Origin of the sequence: Pseudomonas fluorescens, assembly GCF_000968015.1 — a bacterium.
Taxonomy (GTDB): Bacteria; Pseudomonadota; Gammaproteobacteria; order Pseudomonadales; family Pseudomonadaceae; genus Aquipseudomonas; species Aquipseudomonas fluorescens_W.
The window spans coordinates 1-16,044 of record NZ_LACH01000096.1 but is presented as its reverse complement, the minus strand read 5'-3'; the positions used below and the strand labels follow the sequence as shown (position 1 = coordinate 16,044).

General features: G+C 59.5%; 14 protein-coding genes. 1 reads left to right on the top strand and 13 read right to left on the bottom strand.

Annotation, left to right across the window (positions count from 1 at the left end):
- Window positions 1–32 precede the first annotated feature (32 nt).
- From VD17_RS30350 to ccoN (VD17_RS30305), 10 genes are all read right to left on the bottom strand, one after another.
- Window positions 33–575 carry a FixH family protein gene (locus tag VD17_RS30350; RefSeq protein ID WP_046057054.1) on the bottom strand — a complete coding sequence of 181 codons (543 nt, stop codon included), beginning with the start codon at window positions 573–575 and terminating at the stop codon, window positions 33–35.
- An 11-nt stretch (window positions 576–586) separates the two neighbouring features.
- A complete protein-coding gene (ccoG, locus tag VD17_RS30345) occupies window positions 587–1,999 on the bottom strand; it encodes a cytochrome c oxidase accessory protein CcoG (protein WP_046057053.1) in 1,413 nt (470 codons plus the stop codon).
- Window positions 2,000–2,454: 455 nt separating this feature from the next.
- The gene (ccoP, locus tag VD17_RS30340) at window positions 2,455–3,438 is read right to left on the bottom strand and encodes a cytochrome-c oxidase, cbb3-type subunit III (RefSeq protein ID WP_046057052.1); all 984 of its coding nucleotides are present in this window, start codon (window positions 3,436–3,438) and stop codon (window positions 2,455–2,457) included.
- Window positions 3,435–3,620, bottom strand: coding sequence for a CcoQ/FixQ family Cbb3-type cytochrome c oxidase assembly chaperone (locus VD17_RS30335; protein ID WP_003175465.1), 186 nt, complete (start codon window positions 3,618–3,620; stop codon window positions 3,435–3,437). Before VD17_RS30335 ends, ccoP (VD17_RS30340) begins: the two co-directional genes overlap by 4 nt.
- 5 nt (window positions 3,621–3,625) lie before the next feature.
- Window positions 3,626–4,234 (bottom strand): cytochrome-c oxidase, cbb3-type subunit II, encoded by a 609-nt coding sequence (gene ccoO, locus VD17_RS30330; RefSeq protein ID WP_046057051.1) that lies wholly within the window; start codon window positions 4,232–4,234, stop codon window positions 3,626–3,628.
- Window positions 4,234–5,676 (bottom strand): cytochrome-c oxidase, cbb3-type subunit I, encoded by a 1,443-nt coding sequence (ccoN, locus tag VD17_RS30325; RefSeq protein WP_046057050.1) that lies wholly within the window; start codon window positions 5,674–5,676, stop codon window positions 4,234–4,236. Before ccoN (VD17_RS30325) ends, ccoO (VD17_RS30330) begins: the two co-directional genes overlap by 1 nt.
- A gap of 482 nt (window positions 5,677–6,158) precedes the next feature.
- A complete protein-coding gene (ccoP, locus tag VD17_RS30320; RefSeq protein ID WP_046057049.1) occupies window positions 6,159–7,112 on the bottom strand; it encodes a cytochrome-c oxidase, cbb3-type subunit III in 954 nt (317 codons plus the stop codon).
- Entirely contained in the window at window positions 7,109–7,309 is a 201-nt protein-coding gene (locus VD17_RS30315) for a cbb3-type cytochrome oxidase subunit 3 (RefSeq protein ID WP_311132817.1), read from the bottom strand. Before VD17_RS30315 ends, ccoP (VD17_RS30320) begins: the two co-directional genes overlap by 4 nt.
- 21 nt (window positions 7,310–7,330) lie before the next feature.
- The gene (gene ccoO / locus VD17_RS30310; RefSeq protein ID WP_008157297.1) at window positions 7,331–7,939 is read right to left on the bottom strand and encodes a cytochrome-c oxidase, cbb3-type subunit II; all 609 of its coding nucleotides are present in this window, start codon (window positions 7,937–7,939) and stop codon (window positions 7,331–7,333) included.
- Window positions 7,940–7,949: 10 nt separating this feature from the next.
- Window positions 7,950–9,374: a cytochrome-c oxidase, cbb3-type subunit I gene (gene ccoN / locus VD17_RS30305; protein ID WP_046057047.1), complete on the bottom strand. Its 1,425-nt coding sequence runs from the start codon at window positions 9,372–9,374 to the stop codon at window positions 7,950–7,952.
- A 109-nt stretch (window positions 9,375–9,483) separates the two neighbouring features.
- Between ccoN (VD17_RS30305) and VD17_RS30300 the strand changes: the two genes are divergently transcribed.
- On the top strand, window positions 9,484–10,176 hold the full coding sequence (locus VD17_RS30300) for an alpha/beta family hydrolase (RefSeq protein ID WP_046057046.1): 693 nt from the start codon (window positions 9,484–9,486) through the stop codon (window positions 10,174–10,176).
- A 217-nt stretch (window positions 10,177–10,393) separates the two neighbouring features.
- Here VD17_RS30300 and VD17_RS30295 read toward each other — a convergent pair whose 3' ends face one another.
- The 3 genes from VD17_RS30295 to acnA all read right to left on the bottom strand — a co-directional run bounded on the left by VD17_RS30295 (window position 10,394) and on the right by acnA (window position 15,845).
- Window positions 10,394–11,959 (bottom strand): methyl-accepting chemotaxis protein, encoded by a 1,566-nt coding sequence (locus tag VD17_RS30295; RefSeq protein ID WP_046057045.1) that lies wholly within the window; start codon window positions 11,957–11,959, stop codon window positions 10,394–10,396.
- A gap of 103 nt (window positions 11,960–12,062) precedes the next feature.
- The gene (locus tag VD17_RS30290; protein ID WP_046057044.1) at window positions 12,063–12,854 is read right to left on the bottom strand and encodes a CPBP family intramembrane glutamic endopeptidase; all 792 of its coding nucleotides are present in this window, start codon (window positions 12,852–12,854) and stop codon (window positions 12,063–12,065) included.
- 249 nt (window positions 12,855–13,103) lie between these two features.
- Complete coding sequence (acnA, locus tag VD17_RS30285) at window positions 13,104–15,845, bottom strand: aconitate hydratase AcnA (RefSeq protein ID WP_046057043.1); 2,742 nt, start codon at window positions 15,843–15,845, stop codon at window positions 13,104–13,106.
- Between the last annotated feature and the right edge of the window lie 199 nt (window positions 15,846–16,044).

Sequence of the window (16,044 nt, the reverse complement as noted above, 5' to 3'; positions counted from 1 at the left end):
CAGCTCCTACAGGTTTTGCAGGTTTTGCAGGTTTACGGTTTTTTCAGGTCTTCGGCGCCTTGCAGCGGTTCATCACCCAGCAGCAGATCCTTGTCATGGCTGACCTGTTCTTCTTCGAACATGCGCCAGGTCTTGTCGTCCTGTACGCCCAGCAGTTCCACAAAGCGGCGACCGTCTACCTTGTCGCTCAACTGGCCAATGTAGCGGCCCTGTTCGGTTTCGCTGCGTGTCAGGGTGATTTTGCGATCCTTCTCCGGCTGGGTCGGCGAGATCAGGTTCAGCTCCAGGTTTTTCGGTTGGCTGTTGCCGCTCAGGCGCAGGTCGACTTCACCGGTCACGTCGTCCAGATGAACACTGGCGCGCAGCAGCAGGGTCTGCGCCAGCAGCTCACGGTCGAGGGAGCGGTTGATGCCTTTGCCGGCCTCGTAATAGTTGTCGTTGACCAGGTTGTCCGGGTTGTTCACCGCGATCGTCACCATGGACAAGGTCAGTGTCACGGAACACGCCAGGATGGCGATGATGATCCACGGCCAAAGGTGCTTGTACCAGGGGCTTGCGGCAGTTGCTGTGGGCATGATCACTTCTCTCAACGAACTTGTGGGCCGATGAACCGGCTCTTGGCTTCAATGTGGACGCTGTCGTCATCGGCATCCTTGAGGATGAATTTCACCTCGTTGGTGCTCGATGGCAGCTTTTCCGGTGCGCTGGACAGTTCGACCGGCTGGCTGAAAATCTCCCCGGCGGCGACCTTGATCTCGCGCTTGCCTTGCAGCTTGAGGTCCGGCAGGCCAGCGGCTTCGAGCACGTAGGTGTGGTCGCGCTGATCCTTGTTCATGATCTTCAGGCTGTAGACGTTTTCGATCCGGCCTTCGGCGTTCTCGCGGTACAGCACGCGGTCCTTGCTGACGTCGAAACCGACCAGCGAACGCATGAAGAAAGCGGTCACCAGCAAGGCGATCATCGCCAGCAGCACCGTGGCATAGCCGATCAGGCGCGGGCGCAGTTTATTGGTTTTTTGCCCGGACAGGTTGTGCTCGGTGGTGTAGCTGATCAGGCCGCGCGGGTAATCCATCTTGTCCATGATGCTGTCGCAGGCATCGATGCAGGCCGCACAGCCGATGCATTCGACTTGCAGGCCGTCGCGGATATCGATGCCGGTCGGGCAAACCTGGACGCACATGGTGCAGTCGATGCAGTCGCCCAGGCCCATGGCCTTGTAGTCGACGCCTTTCTTGCGCGGGCCGCGGCTTTCACCACGGCGCGGGTCGTAGGAAACGATCAGGGTGTCTTTGTCGAACATCACGCTCTGGAAACGTGCGTAGGGGCACATGTAAATGCACACCTGCTCGCGCAACCAGCCGGCGTTGCCGTAGGTGGCGAGGGTGAAGAAGCTGACCCAGAAATACGACCAGCCATCGGCTTCGCCGGTGAAAAAGTCGATGCTCAGCTCGCGGATCGGCGAGAAGTAACCGACGAAGGTCATGCCGGTCACGAAGCCGATCAACAGCCACATCGTGTGTTTGCTGAATTTACGCAGGAACTTGTTGGCGCTCATGGGCGCTTTGTCGAGCTTGATGCGCTGGTTGCGGTCGCCTTCGGTGACCTTCTCGCACCACATGAAAATCCAGGTCCAGACACTCTGTGGGCAGGTATAGCCGCACCAGACCCGCCCGGCGTACACGGTAATGAAGAACAGGCCGAAAGCACTGACGATCAGGATCCCCGAGAGCAGGATGAAGTCCTGAGGCCAGAAGGTTGCGCCAAAGATGAAGAATTTACGTTCCGGCAGGTTCCACCAGACGGCCTGATGGCCACCCCAGCTCAGCCAGACCGTACCGAAATACAGCAGAAACAGCCCGGCACCGCCCATCATCCGCAGGTTGCGGAACAGGCCGGTGAAGGCGCGGGTGTAGATTTTTTCTCGAGAGGCGTAGAGGTCGACGCTGTTGTTCGCGTTCTTGGCAGGGGTGACGTCGTGTACCGGAATCTGATTGCTCATCATTGCATCCCACGGCAGTGGAAAAATGCCTCGGTCAGTACATGCCGACCGCGGTCAAAAAGAGGTGTTGCAGTGGCGCAATGATACGCCTGTAGCTCTAACTCAAGGGTGCGACCTTTGGTCACGTTGGTGGAATTCAACTGACGGTGTAATGACTTGAATCAATTGACTTGTGAATTATGGACGAGTTTTCCAGCTGGAGTGTTCAATCCAGCTTTGCTCAGCAACCGCCATTTCCCGGTTAATCCCCGGATCCCCCCGCGTAGGAGCTGCCGAAGGCTGCGATCTTTTGATTTTGCTTTCTTGGGAACACTTGCGCTGATGGATAAAAAACAAGATCAACAGATCGCAGCCTTCGGCAGCTCCTACACGTTTAGTGCACAGCGCAATCCAAACAAAACGGCCCCGCCAATTCACATTGGCGGGGCCGTTTTTTGTTGCTTCAAGCGTTTGCCTTACTGGGCGTCTGCCACTGGCGCTTTCTCACCGTGAGAAAGGCTGTAGACGTAAGCGGCCAGCAGGTGAACCTTGTCGTTGCCTTGCAGCTGTTCTTGCGCAGGCATCTGGCCCTGACGGCCGTAACGGATGGTCTGCTGCAGTTGAGCGAAGCTCGAACCGTAGATGAACGCTGCCGGGTGGGTCAGGTTAGGCGCGCCCATCGCTGGCGTGCCTTTGCCTTCCGGACCGTGGCACACCGCGCAGTTGGCGGCGAACAGCTTCTGGCCGGCTACCGGGTCAGCCTTGGTGCCTTCCGGCAGTTTGCGGCCATCGAGGTTGGTCAGTACGAACGCGGCAACGTTCGCAACGCCTTGCTCGCCGATCACTTCTGCCCAGGCCGGCATCACAGCGTGACGACCGCCCATGATGGTGGTCTTGATGGTTTGCGCTTCGCCGCCCCAGCGCCAGTCGGCGTCGGTCAGGTTAGGAAAGCCATAAGCGCCCTTGGCGTCGGAACCGTGGCAGACCGAGCAGTTGGAGGCGAACAGGCGGCCACCCATCTTCAGGGCTTGCGGGTCTTTGGCGACTTCTTCAATCGGCATGGAAGCGAACTTGGCGAAGATCGGGCCGAACTTGGCGTCCGACTTGGCCATTTCCTTTTCCCACTCGTGAACGCCGGTCCAGCCGCTCTGGCCGTTGGCGAACGCGGTCTGCTTGTCGTTATCGAGGTAGTTGTAGCCCGGCAGCAGGCCTTTCCAGTTGCCCAGGCCCGGGTACAGCACCAGGTAGCCCAATGCGAAGATGATGGTGCCCACGAACAGCATGAACCACCATTTTGGCAGTGGGTTGTCGTACTCCTCGATCCCGTCGAAGGAGTGGCCAACCGTTTCTTCGGTGGCTTCGCTGCGCTGGCCCTTGCGGGTGGACAGCAGCAGCCAGGTCAGGGCGAAGATCGTGCCGAGACTGAGGACTGTGACGTACAGACTCCAGAACGTAGTCATTCTTTGTTACTCCTAGAAGCTTGCTCGACGTGCTTGATGGCTTCGGGATCATCCGCGAAAGGCAGCAAGGTCGCGTCTTCAAACTCCGACTTGCGCTTGGGGCTGAATACCCACAACGCCAGACCGATGAAGGCCACCATCACAACAACGGTGCCCAGGCCACGAATCATCCCGATATCCATCTAAATCACCGTTTGCTTTTGATGATGGTGCCCAGGCCTTGCAGATAGGCCACCAGCGCGTCCATTTCGGTTTTGCCCTTCACAGCATCCTTGGCGCCGACGATGTCTTCGTCGGTGTAAGGGACGCCGAGCGTGCGCAAGACTTCCATTTTCTTGGCGGTGTCTTTGCCGTCGAGCTTGTTTTCCACGAGGAACGGGTAGGCTGGCATTTTCGACTCAGGCACCACGTTGCGCGGGTTGTACAAATGCGCACGCTGCCAGTCATCGGAGTAACGACCGCCAACACGGGCCAGGTCCGGGCCGGTACGCTTGGAACCCCACAGGAACGGGTGGTCCCAGACGCTTTCACCGGCGACCGAGTAGTGGCCGTAACGTTCGGTTTCAGCACGGAACGGGCGGATCATCTGCGAGTGGCATCCGACACAACCGTTGGCGATGTAGATGTCGCGGCCTTCCAGTTCAAGGGCGGTGCGAGGCTTCATGCCTTCGACCGGCTTGTTGGTGACGTCCTGGAAAAACAGCGGAACGATTTGGGTCAGGCCGCCGACGCTGACGGCGATAACCATGAAGAAGGCCAGCAGGCCAATGTTCTTCTCGACTGCTTCATGCTTCATCAGTGAGCTCCAACTACAGCAATCTGTTCAGCAGCTTTGGCTTCAGCCGGGTTCGAGGCACGTACGGTACGCCATACGTTGTAGGCCATGAACAGCATGCCGCTGGCGAAGAACGCACCGCCCAGGGCGCGAACGATGAAACCAGGATGGCTGGCTTGCAACGCTTCAACGAACGAGTAGGTGAGGGTGCCGTCGTCGTTGATTGCACGCCACATCAGACCCTGGGTGATGCCGTTGACCCACATCGAAGCGATGTACAGAACGGTACCGATGGTCGCGAGCCAGAAGTGCGTGTTGATCAGGCCGATGCTGTGCATCTGCACACGACCGAACAGTTTCGGGATCATGTGGTAGATGGCGCCGATCGAGATCATCGCTACCCAGCCCAAGGCGCCGGCGTGTACGTGGCCGATGGTCCAGTCTGTGTAGTGAGACAGCGAGTTGACGGTCTTGATGGCCATCATCGGGCCTTCGAAGGTCGACATGCCGTAGAAGGCCAGGGACACAACTAGGAAACGCAGGATCGGGTCGGTGCGCAGCTTATGCCAGGCGCCCGACAGGGTCATCATGCCGTTGATCATGCCGCCCCAGCTTGGTGCCAGCAGGATGATCGACATCGCCATGCCCAGCGACTGAGCCCAGTCCGGCAGCGCGGTGTAGTGCAAGTGGTGCGGACCGGCCCAGATGTACAGGGTAATCAGCGCCCAGAAGTGCACGATCGACAGACGATAGGAGTAGATCGGACGCTCGGCCTGCTTCGGAACGAAGTAGTACATCATCCCCAGGAAGCCGGTGGTCAGGAAGAAACCGACCGCGTTGTGGCCATACCACCACTGGATCATCGCGTCCGTCGCGCCCGAGTAAGCGGAGTAGGACTTGAACAGGCTTACCGGCAGCGACATGTGGTTGACGATATGCAGCATCGCAGTCACGACGATGAAGGCACCGTAGAACCAGTTGCCGACATAGATGTGCTTGGTCTTGCGCTTGACGATGGTGCCGAAGAACACCAGACCGTAAGTAACCCAGACGATGGCCAGCAGAATAGCCAGGGGCCATTCCAGTTCCGCGTATTCCTTGGTGGTGGTGTAACCCAGCGGCAAGGTAACGATCGCGCCGATGATCACCGCTTGCCATCCCCAGAAGTGGAAGGCAGCGAGGCTGTCGGAAATCAGTCGCGTTTGGCAGGTTCGCTGCACGACGTAATAAGAAGTGGCAAACAGAGCACAACCACCGAAGGCGAAAATCACCAGGTTGGTGTGCAACGGGCGTAAGCGTCCAAAAGTCGTCCACGGCAGACCGAAGTTCAATTCCGGCCATACAAGCTGTGAGGCGATGAAGACACCAAGCCCCATGCCAAGGATCCCCCAGACCACCGTCATGATGGCGAACTGGCGGACTACCTTATAGTTATAAGCAGTCGGACTGATTGCTGTGCTCATTCTAAGGTTCCACGGTTTGGGTGTTTTATTAGGAGTAAAAATCGGCCGCAAGTATGGAGAAAGCGGGGGGTCATTGCAACGCGCCATGACCTGGGTCAATGCTTTCAAAAGCTGATTCTGCGGCCTTTCCATGCGCCGCGTAGGGACAAAATTGCCCAAGGGCAAAATGTCGCAGCAGACGAAAATGGTGAGGGGGTCAGGTCGGATGTAACGGGGTGTGTTCAAACACAACGATCAGGTGACAGATGGCAATTGGCACGACAGCCGGTATCTACCAGCCTTTGCGGCCTGTCATCGAGCAGATTCGTCGAACACATCGGGTTGGGTCGACCTGGAACCGGCTCATGCCAGTCCGCATCGGGGAAGCTTAGACCCGAATCCGGGGAACCGAAAGGAGGACCAACGGAGGGGTGCGACACTTGGTCGCAAAGGGGCAGGGAACTGCCGCATCCGGGAGAATGCGGCAGCAGAGCGGTCGAGATTTATTCGTGTTTGCCTTCAGCCTGCAAGCGCTCGGTGCTCAGTCCATGAGACAAGCTGTAAACGTAAGCGGCCAGCAATTGCACCTTGTCGTTGCCGAGCAGTTCGTTCTGCGCCGGCATATGGCCCTGGCGGCCATGACGAATCGTTTGTTGCAGTTGCGCCAGGCTTGTTCCGTAGATAAAACCGGCCGGTTGCGTCAGATTCGGCGCGCCCATGGCTTCAGTGCCCTGGCCGTTTGCCCCATGACAGGCTACGCAGGTGGTGCTGAACAGTTGCTGTCCGGCTTGCAGGTCGGCGGTGTCGTCGGCCGGCAGGGGCAGGCCGGCCAGGTCATGGCGCACATAAGCTGCGACGTTCTTCACGCCAGCATCACCGAGGATTTCACCCCAGGCCGGCATGGCCGCCATACGACCGCCCATGATCGTGGTTTTGATGGTGTCGGCGTTGCCGCCCCAGCGCCAGGTGGTGTCCGCCAGGTTCGGGAAGCCAAAGGCGCCCTTGGCATCCGAGCCGTGGCAGACCGCGCAATTGGAGGCAAACAGGCGACCACCCATTTTCAACGCTAGCGGGTCCTGGGCCACTTCTTCCACGGGCATCGCCGCGAATTTGGCGAAGATCGGCCCGAACTTGGCATCGGCCTTGTTCATCTCCTTTTCCCACTCGTGAACGCCGGTCCAACCGTCCTCGTAACCCGGCAGGATGCCTTTCCAGTTGCCCAGGCCGGGGTAAAGCACCAGATAGCCCACGGCAAATACCAGCGTGCCGGCGAACAGCATGAACCACCACTGCGGCAGCGGGTTGTCGTACTCCTCGATGCCGTCGAAGCTGTGGCCCATGGTCTGGTCGACGCTGCCCTTGGTTTCGCCCTTGCGGGTGCCGATCAGCAGCCAGGTCAGGCCGATCAGGCTGCCGATGGTCAGTACGCAGATCCACGTACTCCAGAAGGTGGTCATGGCCGGGTACTCCTTGTTTCAGGTTCTTGGGTGGCGTCATCGGGTAGCGGTTCATCGGCGAACGGCAGCAAACGCGCTTCGGCGAATTCCGGATTGCGCTTGCCGTTGAACACCCACAGCGTCAGGCCGACGAAGGCCACGAACACCACGACCGTGCCCAGGCCGCGGATCATTCCACTGCTCATTTCACTTATTATTTCAAAGGGCATGGCCATGGCTCACCTCTTGCTCTTGATGGACGTGCCGAGCACTTGCAGGTAAGCGACCAGGGCGTCCATTTCGGTCTTGCCCTTGAGCGAGGCGACGGAGCCTGCGATGTCGTCGTCGGTGTATGGCACGCCGAGGGTGCGCATCGCCTTGATCTTGGTTTCGGTGTGGCTGCTGTCGAGTTGATTGGCCACCAGCCACGGATAGCCGGGCATTTTCGATTCCGGCACCACGTTGCGCGGGTTGTACAAGTGCGCGCGGTGCCAGTCTTCGGAGTAGCGACCGCCGACCCGGGCCAGGTCCGGACCGGTACGTTTCGAGCCCCAGAGGAACGGGTGATCCCAGACGCTTTCACCGGCCACCGAGTAGTGGCCGTAGCGTTCGGTCTCGGCGCGGAACGGACGGATCATCTGCGAATGGCAACCGACGCAGCCTTCGCGGATGTAGATGTCGCGACCTTCCAGTTGCAGCGCGGTGTAGGGCTTCATGCCTTCCACCGGTTTATTGGTCACGTCCTGGAAGAACAGCGGGACGATCTGGGTCAGGCCGCCGATGCTCACGGCCAGCACCATCAGCAACATCAGCAGGCCGACGTTTTTCTCGATTGTTTCGTGTTTCATGGCGGCCTCCTCAGGCGATCTGCGCAGCAGCGGCGACTTCGGCAGGCTGCGAGGCCCGCACGGTGCGCCAGGTGTTGTAGGCCATCAGCAACATGCCGCTGAAGAAAATCGCACCGCCTACCAGCCGCACGACGAAGCCTGGGTGGCTGGCCACCAGGGTTTCGACGAAGGAGTAGGTCAGCGTGCCGTCTTCGTTGACAGCGCGCCACATGAGGCCTTGGGCGATGCCGTTGACCCACATGGACGCGATGTACAGCACGGTGCCGATGGTGGCGAGCCAGAAGTGCGCGTTGATCAGGCCGATGCTGTGCATCTGCGTGCGGCCGAAGATTTTCGGGATCATGTGGTACAGCGCGCCAATGGAGATCATCGCTACCCAACCGAGGGCGCCGGCGTGCACGTGGCCGATGGTCCAGTCGGTGTAGTGGGAGAGGGCGTTGACCGTTTTGATGGCCATCATCGGCCCTTCGAAGGTCGACATGCCGTAGAACGCCAGCGAGACCACGAGGAAGCGCAGGATCGGGTCGCTGCGCAACTTATGCCAGGCGCCCGAGAGCGTCATCATCCCGTTGATCATCCCGCCCCAGCTCGGTGCCAGCAGGATCAGCGACATCACCATGCCCAGCGACTGTGCCCAGTCCGGCAGCGCGGTGTAGTGCAAGTGGTGCGGACCGGCCCAGATGTACAGGGTGATCAGCGCCCAGAAGTGCACGATCGACAAGCGATAGGAATACACCGGGCGCTCGGCCTGTTTCGGCACGAAGTAGTACATCATCCCGAGGAAACCGGCGGTGAGGAAAAAGCCTACGGCGTTGTGCCCGTACCACCACTGAACCATGGCATCGGTCGCACCGGCGTACACCGAGTAGGACTTTGTGAAACTCACCGGCAGCTCAAGGTTGTTGACGATGTGCAGAATCGCCACGGTGATGATGAACGCACCAAAGAACCAGTTGCCGACGTAGATGTGCTTGGTCTTGCGCTGCATGATCGTGCCGAAGAACACCACGGCGTAGGCGACCCAGACGATGGTGATCAGGATGTCGATCGGCCATTCCAGTTCGGCGTATTCCTTGGAACTGGTGTAACCCAGCGGCAGGCTGATAGCCGCCAGCAGGATCACCACTTGCCAACCCCAGAAGCAAAACGCGGCGATTTTCGGCGCGAACAATTGAGTTTGGCAGGTGCGTTGCACCGAATAGAACGAACTGGCGAACAGGGCGCAACCGCCGAAGGCGAAGATCACTGCGTTGGTGTGCAACGGGCGCAGGCGCCCGAAACTGGTCCACGGCAGATTGAAGTTGAGTTCGGGCCAGACCAATTGAGCCGCGAGAAAAACCCCGAGCCCCATGCCGACGATGCCCCACACCACCGTCATAATGGCGAATTGGCGGACCACCTTGTAGTTGTAGGCGGTACTGATAGAAGTGTTCATGGTTCCCCATCCACGGTTCAGCCGAAGTGAAGGCCCGTCTTTGCGAGTAAACCGCAGGACAGACGCTCCCTTCGCCTGGAGTTATAGGCAGACTAAAAGCGAGGCAAGCATGGACAAAGAGCACAAGGCCAGTATTGACGGGGATCAATGGGCGCGGTGTGTGCGGGATCACGGATGGTTGTGGAATGTCGCCTCAACGCCAGCATCGGCGACGTTGATCCTGGCTCATGGCGCCGGTGCGCCGATGGACAGTGGCTGGATGAACGACATGGCTGCACGCCTTGCTGCATCTGGGATCAACGTGCTGCGCTTCGAGTTTCCGTACATGGCGCAACGGCGCATCGAGGGTGGCAAGCGTCCTCCGAACCCGGCACCGAAACTGCTCGAATGCTGGCGTGAGGTGTATGCGGTGGTGCGACGCCATGTCACTGGGCGTCTGGCCATCGGTGGCAAGTCCATGGGCGGGCGGATGGCGAGTCTTTTGGCGGATGAACTGGAGGCCGATGCGTTGGTGTGCCTCGGGTATCCGTTTTATGCGGTGGGCAAGCCGGAGAAGCCTCGGGTTGAGCATTTGGCTGGGTTAAAGGCACGCACGTTGATTGTTCAGGGCGAGCGGGATGCGTTGGGGAATCGCGAGGCCGTTGAGGCTTACACGTTGGCGCCGAGTATCGAGGTGTTTTGGCTGGTCGCCGGAGATCATGACTTGACGCCGTTGAAGGCTTCGGGGTTTACCCATGAGCAGCATTTGGCTGCGACGGCAAGTCGAGTGGCTGCGTTCCTTCAGGGCCAGCCCTCACCCTAACCCTCTCCCAGAGGGAGAGGGGACTGACCGAGGTGATTATTCGAGCTACATCGACCTGATATATCGAGTCGAACTCAGGCTCTGGAAACCATGAAAATCTGCTCCCTTTCCCCTTCTCCCCTTTGGGGAGAGGGCTGGGGTGAGGGGTGGATTTTCAAGGCGACACAACTCTCTAACCCTGCCCACCCCACAGTCCGAGGTTAGCTCCCGGCAACAATCAGCGGTTAAACCGCTCCACCAACGAATACTGGGTATTCGCTGTCTTCGTCAGCTCTTCACTCAACAACGCCGAGTGTTGCGCCTGTTCCGACGTCTGATCCGCCAAGTGCGAGATGTTGCTGATGTTGCGGCTGATCTCTTCGGCCACAGCACTTTGCTCTTCAGTCGCAGCAGCAATCTGTGTAGTCATGTCGGTGATGTTGGCCACCGCTTCACTGATCCCCACCAGTGCCTGATCCGCTTCCAGTACCCGCGCCACACCTTCTTCGGCCTGGCGATGGCCGGCTTCCATGGTTTGCACCGCGGTGCTGGCGGTTTGCTGGAGCTTGGCGATCAAAGCGTGGATCTGCCCGGTGGATTCGCTGGTGCGTTGCGCCAGTTGACGGACTTCGTCGGCAACCACCGCAAAGCCACGCCCCATCTCGCCGGCACGCGCCGCTTCGATAGCCGCGTTCAACGCCAGCAGGTTGGTCTGATCGGCGATGCCTTTGATCACATCGACCACGCCGCCGATTTCGTCGCTGTCCTTGGCCAGTTGGGTCACGGTCAGGCCGGTTTCACCGACCACCACCGACAGGCGCTGGATGGCTTCGCGGGTTTCCCCGGCGATGTCGCGGCCACGACCGGTCAGGCGATTGGCTTCCTGAGTCGCATCGGCCGTGCGCTGTACGTGGCTGGCGACTTCCTGAGTCGTGGCGGCCATCTGATTGACGGCGGTGGCCACTTGCTCGGTTTCGACACGTTGGCGTTCCAGCCCGCTGGAGCTGTTATGCGCCAGGGTATCGGACTGTTTCGCTTGGTCGCTCAGGTGCTCGGCGGTGTCCTGCAGACGGGTCAGGCAGGTTTTCAGGCGGGCTTCCTGGCTGAGGATCGACATCTCCAGGCGTGCCTGGGCGCCGCGACTGTCGGTGTACATCTGCGCGATCAGCGGGTCGGAGGTGGTCTGCCCGGCCAAGTGCAGCAGACGCTTGAGGCCACGCTGTTGCCAGCTCAACCCCAGCAGGCCCAATGGCACCGACAGGCCGGCGGCCAGCGCAAAACCCCATTGGGAATTGAGCGATGCGCCGATCATGAAGCTCAGTTGGCTGACCAGAATGAACGGCAGCCAGTCCTGCAGCACCGGCAGCCATTTGTCCGTCGAAGGAATCGCTGACTTGCCCTGGTTGATGCGTTGGTAGAGCGCTTCGGCACGGCGGATCTGCTCGGCGGTGGGTTTGACCCGCACCGATTCGTAACCGACCACCTGATTGCCTTCGAAAACCGGCGTGACATAGGCGTTAACCCAGTAGTGATCACCGGTCTTGCAGCGATTCTTGACAATGCCCATCCATGGCAAGCCTTGTTTCAGTGTGCCCCACATGTGTGCGAACACCGCGGCAGGGACGTCAGGGTGACGGACCAGGTTGTGCGGCGCGCGGATCAGTTCCTCACGAGAGTACCCACTGATCTCGACGAAAGCGTCGTTGCAGTAAGTGATCACGCCCTTGGCATCGGTGGTGGAAATCAACCGTTGCTGAGCCGGGAAGGTCCGTTCGCGTTGTGTAATAGGCTGGTTGTTACGCATGGCTTTTTCAATCCGCAAGGCTTTGACGGGTTGTCGGCATCGTCAGCCATTTATTGAGATTATTTTTCAATAATCAGTGGCGCGTCGCAAAACGACCCTTGCGTCAGCCGGCGAGCATCGGATAGGTGAACAGCCCGAAGTGCAGCAGGTTCAGGCCGAAATGGGTGGCGATGGCCGCACCCAGTCCACCAAAACGGTAGGCCAGACCATAGCCGACACCCGCCAGGCCCGCCAGCAACACCCATTGCCAGCCGGCCCCCACATGCACCAGGCCGAACAGCAGCGAGGCGAGGAGCAGGGCGAGGTTTTCACCGTAGGGCAGGTTTTTGAAGCACCGTGTCAGACTGCCCTGGATGTAGCCGCGGAAGAGTGCTTCCTCCACCAGCGTTACCAGCAGCAGATTGTTCAGTAGCCACAACCAGGCTTGATCCGGCCACTTCGGTGCCCAACTGATCACGCCCAACAACAGCGCGCCACCCAAGGCCAGCACGGCGCTCAACGTCAGCCCCAGCGCGGTGGCATAGAGGGAAAGGCGCAACGAATGCCGGCCGACAATCCATGGGCAAGCCAGCAAAAGCCAGAACCCGATCAGGGGTTTGTCCTGATTCAGGTACATGAAAAACGGCACGGCATCGTCGGTGAATCGCTGAGGGGTGATGGCGCTACCGTTTTGGAAGCCGGGAAGCCAGTGCATCGCCAGTGCCAGGACCAGGACAAAGAACACCCCATGACCGAGGTAGCGGCCAGCTTGAATCTTTTGCTGGCGCACGGCGAAACCTGTGAACAGCAACAATGCGACGGAGATTAGGGCCAGCCAGCCGAGTTGGCCGTAGATCAGTGCCAGACCATAGCCGAGGGAGAGGAGGGCCAGGTAGTTCCATGGCAGAGCAAGCATGTGAAGTCCTTGTGTTCGAAAATTTGCAGGGCGACTCGGTCAATGTGGGAGCGAGCTAGCTCGCGATGGGGCTGTCATATCCAACATCAATGTTGCCTGACACTCCGCTATCGCGAGCAAGCTCGCTCCCACAGTGGTTTTGTGTTGGGCAAATATTTGTAATCAATGCCAAAGCAGTGCGGGATTATAAGGACGTTCGAGGCCCAAACAAAAACACCGCCCGAAGGCGGTGTCTGTGTCAGCAGTCTGTTACGAGGCAATCAACTGTCGCAACACGTAATGCAAAATCCCCCCCGATTTGAAGTACTCCACCTCATTCAGGGTATCGATCCGGCACAACACCTCGACTTTCTCGCGGCTGCCGTCTTCACGGGTGATCACCAGTGTCAGGTTCATCCGAGGCGTCAGCTCGACGCCGGTCAAACCCAGAATATCCAGCGTCTCCTTGCCGGTCAGGTTCAGGCTCTTGCGGTTCTGATCCAGTTTGAACTGCAACGGCAACACGCCCATGCCCACCAGGTTGGAGCGGTGAATCCGTTCGAAACTTTCGGCGATAACCGCTTTGACCCCCAGCAGATTGGTGCCCTTGGCCGCCCAGTCGCGACTCGATCCGGTGCCGTATTCTTGCCCGGCAATCACCACCAGCGGCGTGCCCGAGGCTTGATAACGCATCGCCGCATCGTAGATCGGCATCCTCTCCCCGGTGGGAATGTAAATCGTATTGCCGCCTTCTTCGCCGCTGAGCATCTCGTTACGAATGCGGATGTTGGCAAAGGTGCCGCGCATCATCACTTCGTGGTTGCCGCGCCGCGAGCCGTAGGAGTTGAAATCCCGTGGTTCCACACCTTTCTCGCGCAGGTAGTGGCCTGCGGGGCTGTCAGCCTTGATGTTGCCGGCCGGGGAGATGTGATCGGTGGTCACCGAATCACCCAGCAACGCGAGGACTCTGGCGCCGGCGACGTCCTTGACCACCGGCGGCGGACCACCGATGTCATCGAAGAACGGTGGATGCTGGATGTACGTCGAATCGTCCTGCCAGACATACGTCGCCGCTTGCGGCACTTCAATCGCCTGCCATTGCTCGTCGCCGGCAAACACTTCGGCGTATTCCTTGTGGAACATCGCGGTGTTGACCTGGTTCACCGCGTCGGCGATCTCTTTGGTGCTTGGCCAGATGTCCCGCAGATAAACCAGATTGCCCTCTTTGTCGGTACCCAAAGGCTCGCTGCTGATGTCGATGCGCACCGTGCCGGCCAACGCATAAGCGACGACCAGCGGTGGGGAGGCCAGCCAGTTGGTTTTCACCAGAGGATGCACGCGACCTTCGAAGTTGCGGTTGCCCGACAGCACCGAGGCGACGGTGAGGTCGGCGGCCTGAATGGCTTTTTCGATCGGCTCCGCCAATGGCCCGGAGTTGCCGATGCACGTGGTGCAGCCGTAGCCGACCAGGGCAAACCCCAGTTCATCAAGGTACTGGGTCAGGCCGGCAGCCTTGTAGTAGTCGGTGACCACTTTCGAGCCAGGGGCCAGCGAACTCTTGACCCACGGTTTGCGCTTGAGGCCTTTTTCCACGGCTTTCTTCGCCACCAGGCCGGCGGCCATCATCACGCTCGGGTTGGAGGTGTTGGTGCAGGAGGTGATCGCGGCAATCACCACCGCGCCGTTTTTCAATCGATACACCTGACCGTCGTATTCGTAGTCGGCTTCACCGGCCAGATCGGCATTGCCCACCGCGACGCCACCGCCGCCTTCACTTTCAAGTCGACCGACTTCCTTGCTGGTGGGTTTGAATTGCAGGTCGACGAAGTCACTGAACGCTTGCGCGACATTCGGCAGCGATACCCGGTCCTGTGGGCGTTTCGGCCCGGCAAGGCTGGCTTCGACGCTGCCCATGTCCAGCGCCAGACTGTCGGTGAACACTGGTTCCTGGCCCGGCAGGCGCCACAGGCCCTGGGCTTTGCTGTAGGCCTCGACCAGTTTCACGGTCTCGCGGGTGCGACCGGATAAACGCAGGTATTCGAGGGTGATGTCATCCACCGGGAAGAAGCCGCAGGTGGCGCCGTATTCCGGGGCCATGTTGGCGATGGTCGCACGGTCTGCCAGTGGCAAGTCGGCGAGGCCGTCACCATAGAACTCGACGAATTTGCCGACCACGCCTTTCTTGCGCAGCATCTGGGTGACGGTCAGCACCAGGTCGGTGGCGGTGATGCCTTCCTTGAGCTTGCCGGTGAGTTTGAAGCCGATCACTTCCGGGATCAGCATTGACACCGGTTGGCCAAGCATCGCCGCTTCCGCTTCGATCCCGCCGACGCCCCAGCCGAGCACGCCGAGGCCGTTGATCATGGTGGTGTGGGAGTCGGTGCCGACCAGGGTGTCGGGGAAGGCATAGGTGCGGCCGTCTTCATCCTTGGTCCAGACCGTGCGTCCCAGGTATTCCAGATTCACCTGGTGGCAGATCCCGGTGCCCGGCGGCACCACGCTGAAGTTGTCGAAGGCGCTTTGGCCCCAGCGCAGGAAGGCATAACGTTCACCGTTGCGCTGCATTTCGATGTCGACGTTCTGTTCGAAGGCGCTGGCGCTGGCGAATTTGTCGACCATCACCGAGTGGTCGATCACCAGATCCACGGGGGAGAGCGGATTGATTCGCTGCGGGTCGCCGCCGGCCTTGGCCATCGCGGCACGCATGGCGGCCAGATCGACCACGGCAGGAACGCCGGTAAAATCCTGCATTAGTACCCGCGCGGGGCGGTATTGGATTTCACGGTCGGAGCGACGTTCCTTGAGCCAGGCGGCAATCGCCCTGAGGTCGGCGCCGGTGACGGTTTTTTCATCTTCCCAGCGCAGCAGGTTTTCCAGCAGCACTTTCAACGACATTGGCAGCTTCTCCAGATCGCCCAAGCTCTTGGCGGCATCCGGCAAGCTGAAATAGTGATAGGTCTTGTCGTCAACTTGTAAGGTTTTAAGGGTTTTCAGGCTATCGAGGGACGGCATTGAAATGACTCCTTTGAGTCCGCACGGCTACGGACTGAGGGAACGAACAGAGGTTTAAACCTAGTCCTGTTTGGTGCTTAAGGCTAATAACTGGACTCTATGGCTGAGTCCAGGGTCTGTTGACGTTTGCTGACGACCGCGACGCCGACCCATTTGGCGCTGGGCATCGCAACGCGGTTCGTCAGCAAACGTCAACAGA